The organism is Shewanella sp. LC6 (assembly GCF_006385735.2).
In the GTDB taxonomy this organism is placed as follows: Bacteria; Pseudomonadota; Gammaproteobacteria; order Enterobacterales; family Shewanellaceae; genus Shewanella; species Shewanella xiamenensis.
The window spans coordinates 2,517,098-2,541,290 of sequence record NZ_CP043902.1 but is presented as its reverse complement, the minus strand read 5'-3'; the positions used below and the strand labels follow the sequence as shown (position 1 = coordinate 2,541,290).

At 42.3% G+C, this 24,193-nt stretch carries 14 protein-coding genes; all 14 read right to left on the bottom strand.

The genetic code is table 11. From position 1 onward, the window contains the following. Window positions 1-27: 27 nt before the first annotated feature. Complete coding sequence (locus FJD32_RS11550) at window positions 28-6,390, bottom strand: DEAD/DEAH box helicase (RefSeq protein WP_140907621.1); 6,363 nt, start codon at window positions 6,388-6,390, stop codon at window positions 28-30. A 21-nt stretch (window positions 6,391-6,411) separates the two neighbouring features. Beyond that, window positions 6,412-9,954 (bottom strand): STY4851/ECs_5259 family protein, encoded by a 3,543-nt coding sequence (locus FJD32_RS11545; protein WP_140907620.1) that lies wholly within the window; start codon window positions 9,952-9,954, stop codon window positions 6,412-6,414. A gap of 13 nt (window positions 9,955-9,967) precedes the next feature. Beyond that, window positions 9,968-10,384, bottom strand: a complete 417-nt coding sequence (locus FJD32_RS11540) for a hypothetical protein (RefSeq protein ID WP_140907619.1) — start codon at window positions 10,382-10,384, stop codon at window positions 9,968-9,970. Between the two features lie 17 nt (window positions 10,385-10,401). Continuing rightward, window positions 10,402-11,049 carry a hypothetical protein gene (locus FJD32_RS11535; protein WP_140907618.1) on the bottom strand — a complete coding sequence of 216 codons (648 nt, stop codon included), beginning with the start codon at window positions 11,047-11,049 and terminating at the stop codon, window positions 10,402-10,404. 2 nt (window positions 11,050-11,051) lie between these two features. Next, window positions 11,052-12,143 (bottom strand): MBL fold metallo-hydrolase, encoded by a 1,092-nt coding sequence (locus FJD32_RS11530; RefSeq protein WP_140907617.1) that lies wholly within the window; start codon window positions 12,141-12,143, stop codon window positions 11,052-11,054. 451 nt (window positions 12,144-12,594) lie between these two features. Then, window positions 12,595-12,915: a hypothetical protein gene (locus tag FJD32_RS11525; RefSeq protein ID WP_140907616.1), complete on the bottom strand. Its 321-nt coding sequence runs from the start codon at window positions 12,913-12,915 to the stop codon at window positions 12,595-12,597. Between the two features lie 16 nt (window positions 12,916-12,931). After that, window positions 12,932-13,126, bottom strand: a complete 195-nt coding sequence (locus tag FJD32_RS11520) for a hypothetical protein (protein WP_140907615.1) — start codon at window positions 13,124-13,126, stop codon at window positions 12,932-12,934. Between the two features lie 86 nt (window positions 13,127-13,212). Further along, a complete protein-coding gene (locus tag FJD32_RS11515; protein WP_181159878.1) occupies window positions 13,213-14,283 on the bottom strand; it encodes a patatin-like phospholipase family protein in 1,071 nt (356 codons plus the stop codon). Continuing rightward, window positions 14,280-15,170: a diguanylate cyclase regulator RdcB family protein gene (locus FJD32_RS11510; protein ID WP_140907613.1), complete on the bottom strand. Its 891-nt coding sequence runs from the start codon at window positions 15,168-15,170 to the stop codon at window positions 14,280-14,282. Before FJD32_RS11510 ends, FJD32_RS11515 begins: the two co-directional genes overlap by 4 nt. Next, window positions 15,160-17,568 (bottom strand): dynamin family protein, encoded by a 2,409-nt coding sequence (locus FJD32_RS11505; RefSeq protein WP_140907612.1) that lies wholly within the window; start codon window positions 17,566-17,568, stop codon window positions 15,160-15,162. Before FJD32_RS11505 ends, FJD32_RS11510 begins: the two co-directional genes overlap by 11 nt. Window positions 17,569-17,737: 169 nt before the next feature. Then, window positions 17,738-17,983: a hypothetical protein gene (locus FJD32_RS11500; protein ID WP_140907611.1), complete on the bottom strand. Its 246-nt coding sequence runs from the start codon at window positions 17,981-17,983 to the stop codon at window positions 17,738-17,740. Window positions 17,984-18,004: 21 nt separating this feature from the next. Next, window positions 18,005-19,192, bottom strand: a complete 1,188-nt coding sequence (locus FJD32_RS11495) for a restriction endonuclease subunit S (protein WP_205403049.1) — start codon at window positions 19,190-19,192, stop codon at window positions 18,005-18,007. Beyond that, a complete protein-coding gene (locus FJD32_RS11490) occupies window positions 19,189-20,730 on the bottom strand; it encodes a class I SAM-dependent DNA methyltransferase (RefSeq protein ID WP_140907610.1) in 1,542 nt (513 codons plus the stop codon). The genes FJD32_RS11495 and FJD32_RS11490 overlap by 4 nt, the downstream gene beginning before the upstream one ends. A gap of 21 nt (window positions 20,731-20,751) precedes the next feature. After that, entirely contained in the window at window positions 20,752-24,168 is a 3,417-nt protein-coding gene (locus tag FJD32_RS11485; protein WP_140907609.1) for a DEAD/DEAH box helicase family protein, read from the bottom strand. Window positions 24,169-24,193 lie beyond the last annotated feature (25 nt).

The following is a 24,193-nucleotide window of genomic DNA, read 5'->3' as shown; positions in this document are numbered from 1 at the left end:
GTGCCAAACCTATACATTTAAAAATGTTTAACAGCTCCGCCCTTTATGTACAACAATGTAGCTATTGCCACCACTTGACTCAACTTTAAAACACCAAGAATTAATATCAAACGCCCCCACACTTTCGAAATCAAATTTGATCCGACTGTATGGACGGCGAGTTGCCCAATACCCCATTCCTTGGTCAAATAAAAATCGAACCACCTCTCCATTCTTGAGTGTAAACGTCAAGCACCTTCCATGATCGATGTCATTTTTGGAAGCAAACTCTGGATATACGTTAATTCCGTATGTACTACAAACCGAGTCGATGAAATCATTAACTTCATCAATATTGCTGAAGTTATCCGCAATGCAGTATGGTTTCCTATCACCAGCAGCGCTCGGATGGCATGTAATGATCTCAAAATCCCTTATCCCCATAATTGCTTTAACATGAGCAAAAATAGAGATGATCAAGCCTAAACTTATTGGGCTTATCAGGTATCTGTCTGTATAAGTTACATTCTCGATGCCTTGATCAAACACATTCTTGAAGCGCGGTATTATCTCCTCGAAAAGCGCAAATATCGAACTGCCAAATCGATTGAATGGGACATTCAGCTTTGTCGTAATGTCGTCGATCAGCGCGATGTTACTTGTTAGCTCAGACTTCAATGCCAAGTCTTCCAAGTTGAAAGGGCTGGTTTTTAGATCAACAGCCATTGGTTTTGCCGCGACTAAAGATGCTCCTTCCGACGAGCCCCATTGAGCGTTACAAGAGATTTTTCTCTGATCATCGGTTGCATACCAATAATCACCATCGGTAAATTTCATTCGTAATAACGGGAACGAGCCGGCCGAAATCTCCTTGGGTAATTCATAAGATGAGATCTCCACTTGAGATGGAATTTTAGACCTAAGCTGCCAAGCTAAATTTGGTGTCAGTGTTTGAATCGCCGCATTACCTAACAGCAAACGAATTGGTATCCCTTTCAAATCATGAAGTTTAGATAAAACTGAAACTTCAGCTAGATCCCAATCAGAAGCAGACACAAACAAATCTATTCCTAATGACGACCTACCCTTGATTGATAGTAGCTGGTCAATACTGCTGAGCTCAGGAATTGAGCGTTCTCCAAAGCATGCTCGAGAAGGTTCAACCTCAAATAACAAATGAAACTTTGTTTCTTCAAAAAACTGAACTAACCATTTTCGGTCCAAATACTCGACATGATGCTGTGTGTCATAATCCAAAAGGCATGCGTGACAATATGCATCACAAGCAGATGGACATTCTGACGCGTACTCATAGACATCTTTAAAAAGCTCTGCCAATACCTCAGGGATTGACGATGCATACCCTGCACCTTGTTCTGCAGTATCGAAAATAAAAAGGCTACAAACTGATTCACTCTCGGAAGATGCTGTTTTCCTTTGATGGACTGAAATGCCAAGCTCAGACGTGGAAATCCCCTTCCTTGCACAATAAACTTGTCTTAAGGCAGCACCGAAACTAAACAAGAGCTTACGATCAAATATCCACTCGTGAGTTTTTGGATCCCTAATTTGTAGCTCGAACATACTTGTTACACTGCTGAACCCGAGAACAAAAGGAATTTGTAATAATCCATCTTGTAAACTTGAAGAACTGACTTTAATGCTCCAATCACTCTTAATACAGTCAGCATTTCCATCTATTGACGTACCAGACAACCTAGGATGCTTTTCTCGAGTAAGTAATCTCACCTGACTTTTCAGATCTAAAAAAGTACGACCTTCACTACTATTGACTGCCAATGGCTCCATCCGGCCACAACTCCAACAGAGAGCATACCCACCACCATTGCCATTGTTGTAGTAAAAAAGCTCTGCCGCGTCGGAGACCTTAAAGCGTCCTAATTCGTGCCGACATAGCGCCTGCCAGGTTGTGTCTGTTATGGAAATTAACGGTTCTGTATATGGCGCATAAAGTGGTTGAGTGTAATCGTTATGAAGTGGCGTCTTATAATCGACTTTAAATCCATCGGGTACGATATACTCCATCGTCTTGAGCCTATTGGAACCGCAGTCTGGACAACTTTTTAGCTCTTGATTGCTTATAATGTCCAATTGACAAAAGCCGCATTCTTGGCAGCTCACAGCATTCCGCAATTTCTGAACCTTAGATAGGTCATACTGGCTTTGTGGCACTTTCCAAGACAATTGAAGGCCCATCGAACGATATACGGCACCGTTTAAAACGATATCACTCCCTGGAGAGAACTCCCTTATCGCTGTGGCCAGTCCCCTTGATGGGTAGCTGTGAGCCTCCTTTGCTTTTTCCATTTTATTGTTAGTAACCAGTTCAACAACGTTTACCGGGAAACCATAGCCTGGAAGAAATCCTCTTGAGGTTAGTTCACTCAATAGCGAATCTTTCTCCATAGATTCTTTCTGTTTAATCAAACGCCTTTTGGCTCCGGTGTCGTCTTCGCTTACTTTCTGAATTTCTGCACAAAGTGAGTCCCAACGCCTCCGCCAATGGCTTGACGCTTCTTCGATGGCTTGCAATGTTTTATGCACAAGAGATGCTTCCGCTTGTCCCGCCAATCCACTCCCTACAATCATCATGCGCAAGCACTGGCTAATGTATTTATCATCAACAGCTTCACTGGATAACCAGCTCATAAAACGCTCATAAATTGCAGTACCTGTATCCGAAGTGAAGAATTTTCCAGACTTCAAAGTTGGCAGATTCTCTTTGCTAAACTTGGTATTTAGATAGCGAGATAGGAGGAATGCGTTAATGTGCCTATGAACAATAGTCACACTTTCAAGTGCAACCTTCGGAACTGGAATGGGCGTTTCAAATGGCCACTTCGGGTTTGCAAAAATTCTTTCACCATGCGGCGTAGATTTACAGAACGTGAATACGATAGAGGTACTCTCACCTCGTCGGCCAGCGCGTCCAGCGCGTTGCAGGTAATTTGCCGTCGATGGCGGAGCATTGTTCATCGCTACCATGACTAGCGAACCAATATCTACACCCATTTCCATCGTTGTTGAACAATTAAGGACATTCAAAAAATCTTTTTTAAATGCCTTTTCAAAAAGCTTCAAATTGTCAGTGTATTGTTGAGCTGAGTGTTCTGCAGAACGAAGCATGACTGGGGGTAAAAGTGCCGCATCAGTGATATCTCTCCAGATCCCCTGCTTTTTCATGTTAAGAATAAACTCATTGTGGCGTATCCAGTTGCGAAGCGATTGCGAGCTATTGCTTTGCAACAAATCAGGGGCTGGATGAGGAATCTTGCAGTTCGTATTCTTAACCAAGCAATCTTCTATTTCAGTCTTACTGGTTAAATATGGCGATATTCCCCGAAATGACGTATCTAACCATCGGTTAGTAATTGGACACACGGATGCATTTGTTATCAATTCAAAGGATGCTGAGTTACTCAGCTTTAGGTGGTAGCCTTCACGCCACTCTTTATTTCCATCCTTGTAATGCTGCAGTATTTCTTTATTAATTAGAGTACGCCACGCAAATCTGAGGATTCCGTTGAAAAGCTCTGGGTTGTCTTTAGCTGACCTTTTGCTAAATAACTCGAGCATACGAACCAGCTTATGTTGGTTCCCCTTGTTCACCGATGGAAAAGCCCAAATAGCTTTTTTCTCTTCCTCGGATTTGCCTTCAAACTCAGGCCCCTGCAGAAGGCGTGCAAATAATTTACCGCCCATCCAATTCACTTGATAAGAGTGAATGTCAATTAGCGTGTTTTCTCTGACATAAAAATCAAGAATGATCTTTAGGTAGCTCTTCCAATCATCGAGATTGAGACCTAGAGTGCCCCATTCCCGACAGCCAACTCGCAGATCTTCCTCAGTTATGGAATCTAGGGCAGGGTAAACTATCTTCACCAAGCCTAATGTTTCTAAGTTGTTGGCATTTTTAGGCCGCCGCGCAAACTCTCGGAGTAAAAACAATTCTGCAAGGTGTTTAGTATTTTCTAAGCGTTGGTCTCGATTACTATATTCGCCTGGGAGCATGTAGTCTTCGACATCTAGGTCCCCTGCCATCAACCTTATTTCGTCAGTGTTTGCCAAGAGTTCAACCGCAGCTACCCAATTCAATTTGAATGAGACTTTCTTTAACTCTTCAAGCCTTATTTTTATCTGCGATAAAATAAAATCCTTAGTAGCGGCTTCAGGATTACTATCAAGAATCTTGTTGAATGTTGCAATTTGGGGGTCGTTATACAGTTCGGAATCAGAGCTTCGCATTGCAATTTCGCGATAGATTTTTGAACGACACCACTTACGCTCAGAATCTAGTTGCAACTTTGCAGAAAATCTTGCCGTTCCTTGTCGGCTATCCGTAAAAGTTATTAAACGAGCACCGAACAACGAATCATCATTTTTCCTTGGGATATGCCGCAATAACTCGGGGACAAGATTTCCCATTAAAAAAGGCGCACCAAGAAGAGCTCTCTTAAAAGTCGAACTTGCTACTGCTTCCGTAGCGTCACAGCATGCGCAACGGAGATATGAGTCACGATCCGCTGTTGTGTACCTAACCGCAAGGGTGTTTTCAGAACGAGTTTTGACTCTTCTGGTACTCAGATCCAGATAAGCTTCGACTGAGCTTCCGAAGGATTTATATCGTTCCAAATCGCTCGATTGGGAGCTAAATATTTGCACATTGTTGCGAGTCTTATGCTCAAGAATTACATCGATTTCTTGATTATCTTCAATCTCATCCGAATACTCATCTAAATCATCATGCTCTCGTGATAGCAAAACTCGATTTCCATGTGAGTCAATGACCAATGAGGCCGCAAGAGAAGGTTCTTTACAGACTGCACAATGCGTTAATTCGTACACTGGTGAACTGCAGCCATCCAAGCACTTTTGTCGCTCTGAAACAAACACTCTTCCGAATGGCCATCCCTGCTCTAGCTCACTCCCCGTCTTATGACAACAATTGGGGTTAACACACGCCCATAAGCCTCTTTGGGCTCGATGAAATATGTGAGCTCTAACAGGAAAAAAAGGCTCAAGACTTGGATTGCCGTCAGGGTATGCATTTGTTGCAATATCAATTAACTTCATAGCATTTTGTGCGTGCAGGGCCTCTAATTGCTCCCGTTCTGTATATACCGTTTTTGCAATCTCGCTAACTGTCATAGGAGATTGAATTAGTCTTTGGCGTAAAATGCGCATTAGAGGGATTTGGCAGAGCTTTTGGTATGCATCTGCACTATTTAATTTTTCTAAATCCGGAATTGAAATTTTGCCTTCAATATCAGTGTCGTCGGGAATTTTAGGAATGTATCGAGTACCACGCACCACAGATACTTGTTCAGGGCTCACTCCGGCAAGCCCAGAGAGGAATTCTTTGAGTAACTTCTCTGTTCTAATCCAATCTTTTGAGTCACCGATGGTTGCTGAAGTTGCAATAAATCTTACGTGCTCAGGTTTTACATTAAAAGCTATCATCGTCCGACGTAACAACAGCGATATTTCTGCTGCCTGCGTCCCAACCAAGGTATGAGCCTCATCTAAGATAATCCAGCGCAGCTTCCCTTGAGACTTTGTTAAGATTTCACGATCAACTGGGCGAACAAGCATGTACTCAAGTATTGTTGAGTTAGTTACCAATATTGGGGGAGGTGCATTTCTTATATCATCCCTATACTCGACTTTTTCAGGCTTGTGTGTTTTAAAAACTCTGGTCGCTTTGGGTGGTGCAGTATGTTTAGTTTCGCCAGTGTAAAGTGCATACCTTATCTTTCCCTCAAATCCCCTAGTCCATGCACTTAAACGCTCTTGCTGAGAATTAATTAATGCATTCAGGGGATACAACATTATTGCTTGAACCCCAACTAGTACTTCATCGTGAGATTCAACTTGTTTGGCTAAATCATTAAGTAATGGAACCAAAAAGCATTCAGTCTTTCCTGAACCGGTCCCTGAAGTAACAACTGTAGAACGCGGAGTGTCCTGTGAGAGGAGATTCCACGCCTCTAACTGATGAGTATAAGGAGCTCTATTTTCGGGCCAGGTATAGTCTTCATCTATATCTGTCGCGTATCCAAGACGGGATTTTCCCATTTTTGAATCTTCAGACTTTTGTTTTTCCGTATCTGGCGCAAAAGCACCATCCATACACTTTACCAACCGTGCTGATAACTCTCCCTGCTTAGTCAAATCGTTCAAGGATCGCTCAGATGAATGCCAACCAAATGTTGCTTCAATTACTGGCTCTGCTAAAAATCCATCATTGTGGCGCATTTGACTAGAGAGGACTGAGCGTAGATAAGCTCGCAAACTGTCATGCCTGAAATTTAATTGGTTGAGAACCGCATCGACAGACACTGATGAAATTGCTGTATACAAATTGGTTAGGGAAATGCTTTTTTTAGACATTAAATGAACCTATCTCCGAGCTTAACCGACCACTGTGAATTCTGAGTTACAAAAAGCTGAATATGCCGCCCCTGTGGCTAATGACATAGCCTCCTGCAACCATTCTCTGTCGAACTGTTGCAGTTGACTCAAAGAGAAACTCAGCGCGTGGAATTCCCTTGGAGGAAGAGGTTGCAGGAATACGTCCAAGTTATAAAAAGCCACCTTTACGGGTAATTCAATCGTAAGCTTGTAAGCTCGCTTTACCACTTCACTTTGTTCAATGGCCCCCATTGCCCTGAAAAAGCCACGAAGATCGCTTGGCAACGAAGAAACAGGCCAACACCTATCCAAACATTCGATTAACTCAAGATCTCTTTTCTTTGACTGTGAAATACTCATCAACTTGTGTTGATGACGCTCAAACAATTTGCTCTTGGCAATCAGGAATTTATTTCCAATAGAAGAACTGCCCCTCGGGTCTTTTGTATCCGCCCAGATTTTTTTACTTGGAGTAAAATTGACTAAAGCGATATCGACCAATGTATTAAAATATAGGCCTTTTGCAGTGAGATCTCTAAATAGACCACGCTCAACTTCGGCATAAATATTAGGAGCTGTTTTTTTTATCAATTCCAGTGATGAAGCATTTTTCCGTTTAACTTTATCAATAGCTTTGATCCACGCTGATATTGGTATGAGAATCCACTGAAACGGCAAATAATCAGCCAACTCCCACACCTTGTGGAATCTGGAGGTGTCTCTAAGAAGCATTAAGGTTAAGCAAGAAGGGCGCGATAACAGTCGCTTGAGTGCATGAAAATTTGCAGGCTCGATATCTTCCACGAGGTCTATCAGATCATTTAAATATGACCAACCTTCATGATCTATATCGTTTTCCATTTTTTCTAGAATACGATCGAGTAATGAGAAATTAATAGTACGCTTGTTACCCTCTTGCTTTAGATACTTAACCGCATACTGTATCGAGTCTTGTTTTAGAGGTTCATTAAAATCAGTGATGCCTTGAGAACACTGAAGTGCTGACTTTAGAGCCTGTCCGAACGCACCTAAGTTATCTATTTTCTTGCGTACAACCGGAACGTCAAACTCAATCAATGTCGGTTTAAAGTTTGTTTGTCCGGGCCCCCACAGTAACCATCCGCCATATTCATCAATCTCTGGTAGCTTTGCTTTTACAAAATCTCCATCCTCAACCAGAAATTCTAAATCTGGAGTGTCCCGGTTAAGATCCCAAATTGGTGTCAACTTTAACTTCAATTGGTCAAGATGCTTTATCAATAGAAGAGTTTTAGGTAAGTAAACGAATTGGCCGCGAATTTTGGGTATATATTTAAATCTATACACTAGAGGTATGCGGTTCTCCAGAATTTCGTTTTTAGCAAAGAACGATAACCTGACAACATGTTCCGGAGTTGAACCATTACGGAAAAGTCGACGCACTAAGTTAGCAACAGCTCTCGCAGGAAGAGTTTTACTTGTACCAGACGCGGAAAGATTCATTTCTTGAGAAACTGACATGACAACTTTGTCATCGGCGAGGAGATCAACTTTAACCCGAGTTTCAAATGTGTCTGGTTGAAACTTGAAAGTACAGTCCATGAGATCGTCAGCTGTCAGACATCCTAGGTCACATTCTCTATAAACATCCCCCGTCTTTGTCAGCAAAGATACCGCATTAAGTGCAATGGGCAATCTGAGTCTTATTGTATTATCAGGGGTATCTGACCAGGAGATACTGAATTCAACACTGTCAACTAGAAGATCAGTTAATCTGATATCACAAAACTTAAAGCCCGCTATGAGTTCGGGCTCAGCGGTCAAAATTGCACTTTGACCAGGAACTAAACCAACATGGGCATTTTCCAAACCCCGGAATTTTACTTCAAATTCCCCTTTTCCATTGTGAATTAGTTCTGCCAAAAACTCATCGTGAAGATAGACGCATTCATGCACCCAAACAATTTCGCCTTCAAGGACCCTAACAACAGCACCTGTTCCCGAAGTAACCGTATTACTAAAATAGGGAATTCTCGTACCATTGGTGCTCACCCAAAAATATTCTTCTTTATTTAAGGATGCACCAGGCTTTGATTCATCAATTACTAGATTTGGTTTACCGATGTATACCGGTTTATCGGATATAACATCTACCAACTTTTTCCCTTTGACATTTACGCAGTCTAGATTCAGTTGGCTAGCATCGGTTCGAATATGAAAATGGCCAAAGGTTGATGGTATTTTTACATGGCCGGTTATTTTGTAGACGTTACGTTCACAGAAGCTGACTTTACCCAATAGTCTAACTTGAGAGGATGGACTGCATTTCGCTGGTTCGCAGTCACTCACAACAAGCACTGATGCTAATCTGTCACGAAAACTACCCTGGCCTAAATAATTAAATTTTTGTTCGTCAGCGTCAAAAATCCAAGGAGCACGATCGTCAAACGACTCGCCGTGGCGATAAGTATTGCTCCCAATCAGTTCTCCGTCAGAATATAGCTGATACTTGAGCTCGCCTGCAGCCAACAGACCAACTATGGGACGCACGATCTCTGAAACTATCCATCTTGGCGCAGCACCAGTTTTATAACTAAAACTGGCCGCTCTGGATCTGTGGCCGTCTCCGGTAATAGTGATTAATTCAAAAAAGTTTGGAAGTGAATTTACTCCAAGAACCTTATTTAGGTCTTCGGGATGAATTGTATGGTTTACATGCACCTCACTAAACAAATTGAATTCGTCGGCGTTTTGTCGGAGATAACGCTTTAGTCTGACTGGGTTCTGTGAACGTCTAACTACTTTGCTAGTTTTCTTTAGCAGTGTGTTTATCAACCTGCTAGCTTCTTCATCAATAACTAAAAAAGGTAAGTTATTTCGCCAATTTGGATTCTTCATGTCCAAAAATGCGAGAGGATCAGACGTCTCATAAAGATGAAAACTATCTCTAAGTTCGAAAAGGTAACTAATTAGCGATGAAGCTAGTTTAGAAAAAGACTTCTGCTGTAAGGTTTCAGGTAAGCTGGACAATTTGCCCTCAGCGATTTCATCAACTGTGAGCGAGTGGAGGAACGTTGCATAATTATTAAGTACATCTTCAAAATACCCCATTAGGTGTGAATGAGAGATGCCAAGTAAATCCGCTCGAGGAAAACCTCCATGGCAATACAAAGTATCAAGGTATCTATAATTCTGAGTGTGGTGTATTTTTATGCCGAATTCTTTTAGACCTGCTCTAATACAGTCGAGTATAAGGGCGCGGCTACTGGTGTTGTAATCTAAGCAGATGCTATCCGTAACAGGTTCCCAAGTAGGACGGGATTTAGTTTTCCGCTGAAGCCAAGTTGCGATATAAAGAACAAGTGGCCGTGATAAGACGCTCAGATGCTTATTGAAAAGTAAGTTAGTATTGGTCGTTGAAAACAAACGTTGTAAAACTGTTTGGAGATCTTCAAGCTCACTGTCTGTGATTTTGTAAGCCCACAAAGGGCTACCAAAAGGCACGTGTTGCCTACTCTGAAGAACCGATGCTGTCCACAGTTTAAGTTGTTCTACCACAGCCATTTTTTAAATCCTTTTAAGCACTTAACTTTAATGTAATATCTTGGCTATAAAAAAACCTCACCTCACACTCAAGTTGTAATTCCTGCCACTTCCTCCGCCACGAGTAATTCGCTGACATTTTTGGCGGCATTTCATAATGCATAGCCATGTTAGTTATGTTGTTGATTAAAACATAATTTATGTCAGTTGTCACTAATTTGAACACAGTCATAAAGTCCTTATATAACCAAAATCGCTGAATGCTGCCGGTATACTTCTGCATAAAACTAAAGACCTCTTCATCACGCAATGCATGCGCAAAACCATTGCGAATGTGGTAAATGCACCAAAAATCGAACTTGTCTTTAGAAAATACCAACTTTGTTCCGTCGAGTAGTGTTGCAATCTCCGACGATTGTTCAGCAAAACGTTGCGTGACGATAAATGCCATAACTCGTTCTGCCTCTATTACTGCTGACACGCACTAGGCTTTAGCAGCCACAAAACAACAGCATTTGTGACCATTCGTTTGCCGCTATGGTGCGCTGCACATCCGGTCGCCAGCACAAAGAACACCGACACTAAAAACGACAATGGACTGAACACAGCTGCTACTGCCGGCAAGGTTTGCACTCCAATCGCTAGCAGCAATGCGGTAAATAGTGATACCACCAGACTATCGCGCCACAACAAGAACGCTTTATGGGCGTCCTTTACCAAGGGAGTATTTTGGTGGGGGTGGTAAATGTGTTGATACCACACCCGGTTTTGCTGTTCTTCAGTTGCATTTAATTGCATCAAAGGTAATACCTTCAGATGCAAAGTGAATAAATCGATGCGCTGGTCGTGTTCAGCGAGTTGCAGGAATCGGTGGCCGGGTAATGCGTTATTTAGTCGCAAAAAGACCAACTGATGCTTCACTGACGCAGGCAGCAGGCTGCTAAATAACGCAGCCGCCAACATGATCAAGGTCACCACTACCGTTTCTGGTGAAAACACCTCAACGGAGGACCAGTTGAAGCCAGAGTTTGACAAAGCGTAAGCAACCGATAACTGCGAAATAATGATCAAAGCTAATGACGGTAAATTCTGTGCTTTTAATGAAATCCAAGCCATGATTACACTTCCTCTTCATAAGAGAAGTGATATGGCTCAGCATTTAATGAAGACCATCCTGAACGCTCTGGTGAATTATGATAATGCAGTATCCCTTGCCCACGAGTAACCAATACTCTGGCACCGCGATGGGTGAATGCATTTAACACAGCCTTCCTTGGATGCTTCGGCTCCCCCGCTTTAGCGGTTGATGCAATCGCCGTTATATCGCGTGCAGAGCTGTGCACCACAGGACTACCAATCAAACGGTTTAATACTGTTGGCCCGATATTACGTTTACTTCCATGGTGTGGGATTTGTATAAACTTCAACTCAGCGCCAGAGTAACATGACTCAATTTGTTCGGCGGCATGCTCTAATGCCTGAATCCCCGCATCCGCAGTAAAGACTAGACGCCTTCCATCTACGATAAACTGGGTAATTACGCTCGAATTATTTTTTGCTGAAGTTTGGCCATCATCTGAAATATGATCCTCTCCCCAGTTTGCAAGAAATGTTTTTACATTACGTACAGCTTTATCAAACCAGCTCTCGTTGGCGACAGTACTTGCTTCAGCACGTTTTGGCATTCCATCAAAATCGGGGATTAATGATTCGTAATAAGACTGGCTGGGTCCCAAAACTTTGACCGAACCTGATTTATCGGTAAGCCCAGTGAATGGCTCTTTTATCAAAATACCTTTGCGGTTCGCCAATTTTGCCAGTAACCAGGCCCGCTCTAAGTTTTGCTTTAAACGCTCCCCTAGGCTTGAATCCGTTAAACGGCCATCAGCAAATTCATCGGCTAAGTTTTGGTTGTGCAGCCATGGCTGATGCAACCAAAGCTCTTTTACATCAAGCTCGTCGAGTAGCACTTCCAGACCATTAATGTGGTCTTGATCTGGATGAGAACTAATAACCAGGTCAACAGTATCAGTACCAAAGTGTTTACGAATGTGTTCTACCAATTCAGTACCGGTATCACTAAATCCGCCATCAATCACCACCACTGTTTGTTCGTCCCGGCGGCTATGCAAATTGCCAAAACGGATGGCAATAGCATCGCCACTTTTAGACTCGCTGCCTACACCTAAAAAATCTACTTCGTAACCCATTTTGAATCTCCTATGAAATGTTTTTCACCGTAGATAATTCACGAGGCATGCCACCACAATTAACCCATTAAAATTCAAAAAGATAGACTAAATTAATCAAGTTAAACAACAAAGAAGCCAAAATATTAATTACACAAAAGTAAATAAATTTACATTGGTCACTTACTTTTACAGGTGCATAAATAAATGAGATTTTATGATGGAATTGGCTCTTTGAATTGGCGCAAGGACAAGGGGGGAATAGAACGTGTCATTAGTACTGACATAACCAACAAGTAAGTATGTTCTTTACTGACTGTATATTCTGCAAGGCTGTGACCAGTTCAGCAGTCAATTGAATAGAGATATAATCCAATTGAGGACTCATATCTCCATCTTCTTGATGCTAATCGGAATCTCCTTTTCTTATCGTCAGTCTATGAAGCAATCAAACTAAACCAGCAATCTTACTTTAGCCATTAAAGCTATTTTTCAACACAAAGAACAACGAGATAAGAACTGCGCCAGAAACTGTAAAACCAAGTAATAAAACAAGGGCAATTTTGGTTACATCGGTGACTAGCTTCTGCCGTTGCAATTCGATTTCTTTGAGCATCTCTTTCGCAAGAAAGTCTGCCTGTAAGGCAGATTTTTGCATCAACTCATCAGCATATTTGTTGATGAAGACCACTTTCTGGTAAATCATCGGCGACACATCATCGTCGATAATTTTCTTTGCAACCTCATGAACTTGATTCAGTTCTTTAGTCCAATCTGTATCAAATAGGGCCATCTCTGTTACCGGCTAATTAGAGTTTCTTAAAGATATTTACGAGTATTTTTTCTGCAAAATTAGGCTGCAGTCGTTTTAGATGTTCATTACCACAAGTTGGACACTTTTCAGGCACCTGACCAGGAAAGCGTACATCACCCATCGGCGGGAAAACCTTAGTCCAACCGCAAGATGGACAAATTAGTTTAAAAGCAGGTGTTGGGATTGGCATGTCAAATTCCTTTATTGCTCTCATTGTTGTTCTGGAGACGGGTACATTAAATTAATGCACCCGTATTGGATGAGATTTGCTAACAATTACTTGTTCTTGAACGCAAGTAACTTGGACATCGATGACTCCAACCGTTGATCAACAGCACGGCTCTCAGGCTCTCTGGAAAGTAGCTGCTGCTCTGCGATTTGCATTTCATGCCAAGATTTACTCAAGGTCAACACGCTTTCCATACATATCATGGTGTCAACGTAACCCTGCTCTATCCATGACGTGATCTTCTCACTATTGAAACCAAGAATATCTTTTACTGCACCGAGCATTCCTTTCTCTCTGCCAAGTGACGTTTGAGGTCTGATTTCTAGAATAGTCGTATCAGGAAAATCATGACGGCTCCACAATGAACCATCATTCAGATGCGTGACGATGACCATGTTACAACCAGCATCGATCAAAGGCTTTATCGGCGTATTACCATGCTGTTTACTCCAACCACCTTGACCACCATCCGTATAGATTTCATGGTCGATACGTTGATCGCTAAAAATAAGTGGAATGGCAGCAGAAGCCATCAACATTTGTTCTTGCTGACTTTTGGGTAGCGACTGAAGGTGAAAATACTCGGAATCAGGGTTATTGGAAATCCCGAATTCTGCTTTTAAAATTCCAGTAAAATCCATAAATAAACCACGACTTTTAAAAACGGAAACGTAGAATGGTAAGCCTTCAGATAACTTATCAAGACAAAGATATTTATCCAACAAATTACTCAGAGGACGATTACTCAGAACGGCAGCATCTAAGTTTTCCAGATTTGGGAAAAAACGTCTTGCAATAGCAGGCCAAACAAAGTTTATAAACCTCAATTGAGGATTTATCTGCATCCCCATTGAAAGTAACAAGAGTGGATACACTGATTTGTTAAATTCCAGCGGTGAATTATTAGCAAGCTCGAACCAGATTTCCTCCAAGCGCGCAGCACCTTCGTTTAAGGAAGATGCTGAAGCTAAAATCGCACCGTTTAAAGAGCCAATACTAGCGCCGGAAACGGCATGAATTTCAGTGCCTAACTCAGCTAGTGCTTTTAAAACACCAACCTGATAAGCACCTTTTGCACCACCACCCGATAGAACAAGTCCAACCTTCATTTTACTCATGCGCATTCTCCCAGCACTTCTTCAACCAAAGCTTCAGAAAGCCGTTCTGCAGAACATATGCGAGGTACTGCAAGAGGTAATACTTGGCTACGACGAGCAACACTACAGCTGAACGGAAAGTTCTGCTCATCGTAATCACTCGCCAAATATTCTATTGCCGACAGATATTCCTCGGTTTTCGCGCTGACAGGATTCAACCAGACTTGATAGTTAACTCGCGTCTGATGCCTTAATCCTGTGTCTTCACGCATCTGAATGACCAGTAGATTGCTCAAATCTTCAAGTATCTTATTAACTTGCCGCTTTTCAGATGTTCGAACCAAATCACCATAAGCTCCCCAGTTGAGCTCCTCTAATGCAGCATAAGCCCGAGCTCCTACTGGTAAATAAACAAAACGCCCAGCTGCCCATTTATTAAAAACATGGTCCAACTGCTTAAAGGCGTTTGTTTCCAATTCGACTCTGGCTAAACGATGTTCGAGCTGTCGAAGCTGGCCACATACTTGGTTGGCTAACGATTCAAGTATTTCGCGTGTCTCAACAGAGAAGTCCGCTAACGCAGAAACATTTTGAGTAAGATGGTTTAATCGACCACTTACACAATCAATAGCTTTTAATCCGAAGGACATTTTATTATTCAGGTCATTGAGCATCTTTAGTTGCGATTCTGCAATGGTAATCAGACTTGAATTTACTTCATACTGCCGCTGCCATTCCTGCCCAGTAAATCCATTATAAAGGCGAATGAAAAAACTTTTCTCAGACCGTTGCATTCGTTCATGGTCTTGGAGCACTGTGATGTTGTTAGCAAAATCAACAATAAATTTTTCTGGCACTGCAGACAATGTCTGACATAGTTGACCATTTAACTGGATCTTATCGGTCATGGTTGCCACCTTGCTGATCAAACACACCCGTTTTCTTTAAACTTTTTAATTCTTCTTCTAAACCAATGCTATCTATTTTTATTTCATGCATGCGCTTTGTATATTTGTTTAGATAACTTAACAGCTCATCCTGTGCAGACTCCGATTTTTGATGGTCACGTACACTCTGAAGAAGATCCGCCCGAATCCTTTCAATAGTCTCACTTAGTTCACAAAATAACTTATCAACTTCATCTTTAAGAGGTGACACTAAACGATGTTTTACGTCAACGGATGTTTTATGAAGTTCGATGTTTAATTTCTGACTGATTCTCTCTTTTATCGCAGTAATATCAACATCATAATACGTTTTTTCATATTGGTAGCTTTCCCATCCCCAGTCGTCGGTAGAGAGCCAGCCGCAAACCGTCCCCCAAACTCCTGATTGGCGACGGTGCCCATGCTCTGTTTTGGTATGTGCTTTTGTCTCGTTAAGCTCAACATCCGCTAAGAGGTTTATAGAATCTAAAAAATTAAAATCTGGCACTCTGATGCTTATTTTAAAATTACCTTTATCTAATTTAGTCTCCACATCATTCAATTTGCGTTCACATCGTTTTTTTAAGTCAGAGTTGAGATAATCGCAGAATGCGCCAATAATTTTTGGTAATTCACGGTTTAAACTTGAAACTGAATCACTAATGATAGTGTCAAGACTCCGTTTTATGTTACCTTGAAGCTCGTCTGCATCACTTCTTGCTTCGAAGCGTATAACCGGATTTTTGACATCAAAAGTTGTAATTTCTGGGTTGTTTGAACCCAAAATATTAGCCAAAAGCTTTCGAGATTTTTTGCGTGTCTTTACTTGTGAATCATCTCGCTGAGATTTCTCTTTTTGTTTTCCCTCTTTAAAGTAATATTCAATATCACTCATTACTTTACGTTCAATATCGTTAAACACCATAGTGCATGATTTATCTAAATCGGTTGCCGACCTTTTCAGTGTATTATTTGCCTCATCCTCCAGAGCAGCTAAATCAGCAATATCTTTTTTAAGATAACTAATTTGCTTTTGTAACTCTTCAACACTAGTTTTTAAGCCCGTGTGACGAACTGTGAGGAAATTCTCTACGTCCTGTGCGGTATGATTTATCTTTGTAACTGCCGACTCTAGTGAGAAAATGCCGGCATTTTCATGAGATCTTTTCACAACATCTTTCAATGGTGCTGTAAATCCGGCTTTTTCCCAGACTGATTTTGCTTTTTGGAGCACACGCTTATGCTCATGGATATCATCAACCCAATCCTCACCAAAGGCTACTTTGGCAAAATCCGCCACCCAAGGTTGATTAACATCCAGACGATGATATGTCTCAAGTTCAGCCAAAGCTTTGCATGCTAGGTATGCCCGGTTTGCAGATACCGGGTAAACGTTGGTTACCTTAACAGCCCCCGCCATGAGGTTTTCGGCAACGTATTTGGTTAGACTTTCTGAAGAGTCCGCATTTCGGTCGCGTTGGTCAAATTTGTTCACTAATACAAATAAACGGTCGCCACATTCAGCAATGATTTGCTGCAATTCCTCCCTTACAACACCATCCGCTTCTGACTTTAATTGTGTGTAATCCAATACTGTTAATACAGCAGATGCTTTTTTAAGTTGATCACGCAGCATTGGCTTAAGATGTTCTTGCCCTGCTTCATTAGGGCCAGGTGTATCTAACAGGGTTAAACCACCAATCTGACCGCTATAGTCACTTAAATGGGCAAACTCTACTTCAATGACCGGCAAATTATCGACATTGCTGTAATTGGTAAATGGAAACTGCGTTTTGGTAATAACACTGAATCTCACCAGGTCGTTTAACATCTTCAGAAATTCATATATTTTCTGCGAGCCGGCGTACTGCTCCTGAAGATAATCCGGTTGCTTAATTTTTACAGCCAGATCGAGCATATCATCACGATTTTCGGCACCAACGAGTTTCTTATCGACATTTTGGCTTTCAAGCACTGTGTTGAGTTGCGCGATGAAGTGTGTAAGCGGTGCTTTGTTATGAAGAAACAGCACAGGCTCTTTTTGGCCTGCTTTATGCCTAATCAGCGTTGGCAATGCAGTCATAGGTCTGTTTCTGTTAGGGAGAATTTCACTGCCAACAATTGCATTGATTGTAGTTGATTTTCCTGCCTTCATCGTGCCAACAACAGCAAGCACCAACTCCTGCTTTTCTAGTTTAATTTTCTCGCCTGTTAACACTTCAATCTGCTTTTTAACATAATCCTGATTAAATTGTTTGTCATTGTTTTCAGCAGCCATCACCAAACCGTCGGTTTGTGCGAGCTCATTGAGGAAATTAGATTCAACTGAAATAAGTCTGACAGCTTCCTCTTGCAATAACTCAAAATTCTTTTCGTGCATATGTAGTCCTTACATAATTTTTATTAATGGTCCAAACGGAAGAAATTTTTCGAAACGGGTAGCATGCAAAAAAATAATCAAAGTATTAGCGTGTTTCCTCCTTTAAACTCTTTGCGGTACATATGTTTAGCATCAGTATTTGTGCTGTAAAACAGTAGTCGTTAGTTTTTTATATACGAATCACCTTACCAGCCGTGAATAGCTTATGTAGATAGCGGAGCTTCGACTTAGCGCTAATATTTTTGCAAACAAATTGGAACTGATGCATAGACCAGATAGATCTAAAAAAGGAGTAAAGCTCAGGTTGTTCGCGGCACCAGGCCTGCAGTTTATGTGGGTCGTCAAACCAACGGCTGCCTGATTCGGTTTTAATGGTGATGTGTTTTAGTTTGATTGCTTCGGGTTGTTCACTCATTTAAACGTCCTTGTTTAGATTTTATAGCTGGCCGGAAAAGGCTTTTTGGCTTAGCGAGTTGAAAAGTGCAACTTGCTGTTCCTTCGAAAATTCGAGAACCTTGGTTTTGTCTCTCACAGAAAGGACAATTTCTTTATATTTGTCCTGGAGTTCTATTGGCGGCAGCATAATTGAAATATCCTGCATTTCTTGCGCGTTGATATTTGCCATTCCGACAATGCTCTTACACATCCCTTGTAAAGTGGCTTTTCCATGTTGCGAGTTTAGATAGCCTGAAATGTAATGGGTGTTACCCAATTTATTTGCTCTGACACGTACCAGATAGCCTGCAATTGCCACAGGTTCACCACGATCATAAACTGCTGTTTTTCCTACAAGTTCTTTACTATTCGTTCGATTAAATAAAAGATCGCCTTTCGATGCTAAATATTTGGGCTGCTCTTTCTCGCTTAAATCAATGAACTTCAGATCTGAAAGGTCAATTTCGCCATAAAAGGTGATATTCCCCATTCGGAGTATCGGAAAGGCTCCTTCGGTTACCGAAGCTTTTGCAGACGTTCCATAACTTGCCGATTCGACTAGATCTCGAATAGTCCCAACTGGAAAACCTTTTGGGTTGGTGACTGGGTCGCCGAACATTTCTAGGAAGACGGCGCGGAGGAAGTCGTCGGCGAGTTGGATGGCTTGTTGGCGTTTGCGGCGAATAGCGTCGGCTTTGTCCAATATCGCAGCAATCCGTTTTTGCTCGGCTAGTGGTGGGAGTGGGATTTCACTATCCATAATAATTTTGTCAGAAACAGCTGGATAATTTGCCCCCGTTGCCTTTTTAACCATATCCGAGATGAAAGACTGCGTTTGAACCCAATAAAATAAAAATCTACTGTCTAGTTTCTGGACATTAGCACGAAGCACGCAATACCCTGTTGATGCAGTTGCACCACAGAAACTCTCACTTACTAACGCCACACCATTCAGATTAGGTCTGACAGTTGAGACGAGAACATCGTTAGCTTTTACAAGTTGCCTTGCACGACTTGGGGCGTCGCTAGGCAAAATTGAAACTACTGAGCTCAGATCAATTTCTTTTTTGTCCTTATCAACAGAGCTCAAGTCAATATATAAGAACGAGTCTGTATCAGCAGATTTGAGTGGGTTCCATGACTTAATTTTTTCAATACAGGACCCGATTTTTACCATCGGCCAACTCACAGCATTTCCTCCAGCGCTTTTAAGTCCGCCAGAATGTCGTTTTCCAGCGCAACTAATTTACCGAGGATGACTTTCGGTGCTTCGTATTGCTGCTCGGCATACACTACTTTTTTGTAGCGGTTAATCGACAAATCGTATTTATTGCCAACGATATCGGCTTTACTGACCCAAAAGGCTTTTTGGCTGCGGTCGTTCTGCTCGGTTTCGGCAATGGCTTTATCCCGGGCTTTAAACTTGGCGACTAAGTCCGGTAAGTCGTTGTCTTTAATTGGCGTGCGTTTGTCATCCAGGCTCATACCATCGGCCTGCACGTCATAAAACCAAACGTGGTCGGTGCGTGAGCCTTTGGTGATAAACAATATTGCTGTCGACACACCGGCGTAGGGTTTAAATACGCCCGATGGTAAAGACACTACCGCTTGCAGCTCGTTGTTTTCAATAATGTGCTGGCGCAGTTGCTGGTGGGCGTTGGATGAGCCAAACAACACGCCGTCCGGCACGATAATGGCGGTTTTGCCGCCGTTTTTCAGCAAGCGCAGAATTTGCGCAACAAACAATAGCTCGGTCTTTTTGGTTTTCACCATGCGCAAAATGGCTGGGTCGACGTCTTCTTCATCGAGTGAGCCTTTAAACGGCGGGTTGGCGATGCACATGGTATATGCGTCTTTACTTTGATTAGGGAAGCGCTCGGTAAAGCTGCCGCTCAACGTATCCTGATAGTGCACGTCAGGTTCAGTCACGCCATGCATCACCAAGTTCATGGCGGCAATGCGCAGCATAGTGGCGTCAAAGTCAAAGCCGTGGAACATGTCGGAGTTAACGTAATCACGGTGCTCTACAAGCAGATCACCACTGTAGATTTTTACCTGCTGCGATTCGCCATTGTCGCCCACCACAGTTTCGGTATGCACACCTTCAGGTGAGGTGTATTTTTCCAGCAGGTATTCGTAGGCCACTGTTAAAAAGCCGGCGGTGCCGCAACTTGGGTCTACGATGCGGTCTTCGACTGTGGGGTCGAGCATTTCCACCATGGCGCGAATAATATGGCGCGGGGTGCGGAACTGGCCGTTAATCCCTGCGGTAGTGAGTTTGCTCAGCAGGTACTCGTATAAATCGCCTTTAGTATCGCTGTCTTCAAGCGGTAACTTGTTGATCATCTCCACCGCTGACTCCATCAGCGTTGGCTTTTGGATCATGCACTGGGCGTCTTTCATAAATTCGCCAAATAATGAACCTTCACCGGAGGCATTTTTAAAATGCGGGAACACTTCGTCGCGCACCAGCTTGAGCATGGTGTCTTTGTCTTGATGGATAAAGCGATGCCAGCGGATATGCTGCTGGTCGTCGTTAAAGCGACGTTTAAACTCGATACCACGCAGTTTGGCACGTTTTTCGTCACGCTGCTCGTGCAAGTCCAACAATCGGGCGTACACCAAAAAGGTGATTTGCTCAATCACAGTTAAGGGGTTGGCGATACCGCCCGTCCAGAACTCTTCCCATAGCTTGTTGATATCGCTTTTTAATTTACCAGTGATCATGCAATTCTCGGTTATTATGACTTAATTCTTTGCCGTCATTTCGGCTTTGGTCAATGGTATTGGCAGCTCTAATGACCTTAACAACGAAAAGACGTCGTCTTCTGAGCTACCCAAGATACCTTCATATATTTTGTTGTATGGCGCTTGGTCTAAATCGGCCATTTTTATGCCGCCGCTACGGGCAATGTGCCCAATCAGCATATCAATCACCCGCATGGCTTGGGGTGGCATGCGATGTTTTTGCAACAGTGCAGTAAAGCTTTGCTCTATGTACTGTGCATCCATCCCCACAATACTGCGCAAAAGCTTGTCGAGCGGTTCTGTAGTGTCTGGATAAAAGGTTTTTAGGGTTTCAATGTCCAAATTGGCATATTTGGCGTGGATGATACCGTTTAATTGGGCGATTTCACTAACAGTTACGGCTTGGCCTTTACGAATTTTTTGAATAACGGGATTGCTATCAAAAATGGGTTGCAATGCCTCCTGTACTTTTTGTTGATAGATTTGATAATCGACAGTATGAATATTCGCCGCTCTGGCTTTGTATTCGATATGTGAATTGTCTTCTTTGACATCGATATATTTGGGGCCCGGGTTAGGTGGCAGAATGTCGCCTTCTAGTAAATACATTATTTCGCGCAGCGCCAACCGATGCTGTTCCAACTGGTAAAAAGTGATATTTTGCCAATTGTTGCTATCCATCAAAAACCTAATTTCGGTAGCCTTAGCCTGCACCTGCGCGGTGTTTTTGGGTAAGCGCTCTAACACCCCCTGCACCTCAAGCTTTAATTCACCTATGGCTTCTCGGTTTAGCAATAACTCACATTGAGTTTGGGCGATGAGGCAATCCCAGCGAAAGGCTTTACTTTGCCCTTTAATCACCAGCCAATTCATCAGAGGGGCAATTTGCGATTCAAGTAAAGCTACTGTGGGTTTTGCAAACTGCTCAAGCACTTTTAGATCAGATAATTGTGTCACAATTGCCCAATGGTCCCGCACATTGATATTGCGGGTATTCAGTGCGTTGATGTCTTGTTGCAACAGTTTGATCGTTTGGCTGAACGCATTTAGTTCCAGTTTTTTTAATGCCGCGGATGCGAGTTGCAACCGCAACTCGAACCTTTTCTGTGCGAGTGATTTAGCGTTGGATGGTTCGACTTCTTCGTAGTTGAATTCAAAGTAATCAAAGTTATTCCAGTGATCAAAAATCAAGAAGCGGGATTTATGCTTACCCTTGCCGAACAAATCTTCGCATAAACGCGTGCCGCGACCAATCATTTGCCAAAACTTAACCTTTGATTTAACCGGTTTGGCAAACACCAAATTGACCACACTCGGCACATCAATCCCTGTATCTAGCATATCAACAGAGATAGCTAAGGTTATGGGGTCATGCAGTGATGAGTCTTTGGCTTTTTCCTCTTCGGTAATTTTGAATTGATCAATCAGTGCTTCAGCACGCGGTTCCTCAGAGTGAATGACTTCGCAAAAGCCCTGACTGAGCTCCGGGTACATCTCGTCGAACAGCTCTTTTAATAATCGAGCGTGGTTAATTTTTCTGGCAAAGATTATCGACTTACCAATCAACTGGTTGTCTTTATCTTTAATGCCATTTTCCATGAGATTTCGGAGAATTTTACGATTGGTGTCTTTGTTCAAGACCGCGCTATCTATCTCTGCGGACTCAAATTCGAACTCATTTGGATCTTCACCCTGCTCTTCTAACTCAGCAATTTGCTCATCGCTTAAAGAGCGCTGATTCATACCCTCACGCATGAATTTAGTGGTCATGGTCACAATTTCAAAGGGCACTAAATGCCCTTCCCCAATGGCTTTTTCTAACGGATAGTTAGCGGTTGGTTCTTTGTAATCACAATCAAATAAATTACAGGTGGAGCGAGAGACCATCTCAACTGGCGTGGCGGTTAAGCCGACTTGCAAACAGTCGAAATACTTAAACAAGTTACCAAACACATTGTAAATTGAGCGGTGCGATTCATCGGCAATGATGAGGTCGAAATAACCAACATCGAAATCTTCGTAAATGCCCATCATGCCCGGATAAGTAGCAATAAACACTCGTGCTGTATCTTTATATTTTTTATCACTTTTTCCAACGACATAGGGTTTTACGCCCAAGAACTGAACAAAGGCTTTATCAGCTTGTTTACGTAATTCTTTGCGGTCACACAAAAACAAAATGCGTTTAACCCATTTCGCATCCATTAACGATTTTGCCAAGGCAATAGACACACGCGTTTTGCCAGTGCCTGTCGCTTGCACTACTAAGGCTTTGCGACGTTTTAGTTCAAAGGTTTCGTGCACACGGGATATGGTTTCCAACTGATAGCGACGTCCAGCAACCTCGGTATCAATCGCCACATCAGTAAGCTTTTTCTTTTCAATACGCTGAAACTTTACCAAGTGCTGAAGAGAGCTTTTGGAATAAAAACCATAGATTTTACGAGGCGGATAACCCTGAGCATCATCCCAAATATAGATGTCATGACCATTGGTATAGAATATTATCGGACGCTGGCCATAATGTTTTTCTAAGGCATCGGCATAGTCCTTAGCTTGTTTTTTCCCGAGGCGTGCATCTTTAGAGGTTTTCTTTGCTTCCACCACAGCCAAAGGTAAGCCATCATCGTCCCACAGCACATAATCGACATAACCAATACCAGTATTGGTTGGCTGATGTTTGACTTCAACTTCCTGGCCAACTTGGTCGGTTGATTTATTGTCTTTACTTACATCCCAACCAATGTCACGCAGCTCCATATCGATAAGATACTTACGCGTTTCTGCTTCATTAAAATTCAAGCTGCTAGATAACAATTGGCTGTTGGTGGCGAATGCTTCAAATACCAGTGTATCTTTCACTGCGGTAGCTTGTTTCGCGGCAGCCAACATCTGTTCGTTAACCAGCCGTTGTCGCTCTAACTCTGCCATTGCCTGCTGATATAGGGCGTCGCTTTGCTCAAGTTTTTTCTTTAGTTTGCTTGTAGTTAAGAATTCTTCACTAAGCTCGATAAATGCAGGAACTGTACAGGCTTGCACATTATGGTAACTACAATAAAACCAAGTACCTAATTGATGGGATTGCTTAACGGCAAACAAAGCGTCGTTACTTGCGCCTTTGTTTTCATGCGCGGCTTTATTACCTAAGGTTTTAATTAGATGAAACTTGTCTAATACTGCTGAGGATGCGAGTTGTACAAAGTCCTCACCTACCAGCTTTTCATGGAAGGAAGCTTTGGGGAGGCAAGGCAAGTTGAGCTTTTGATAGATGAAGTTAACGATATATTCACTGTAAGAACGTAATTTGATCAATGCACTTTGAGGGTCACTAAATGCATATTCTTCTGCATAAGCACCAAAATCAGCTAACTCAGGCCAATTTTTTCGTAAAAACTCAAAATTCATAGATTGCTTCATTCCGCAGTATTCCTTCTTCCCTAAT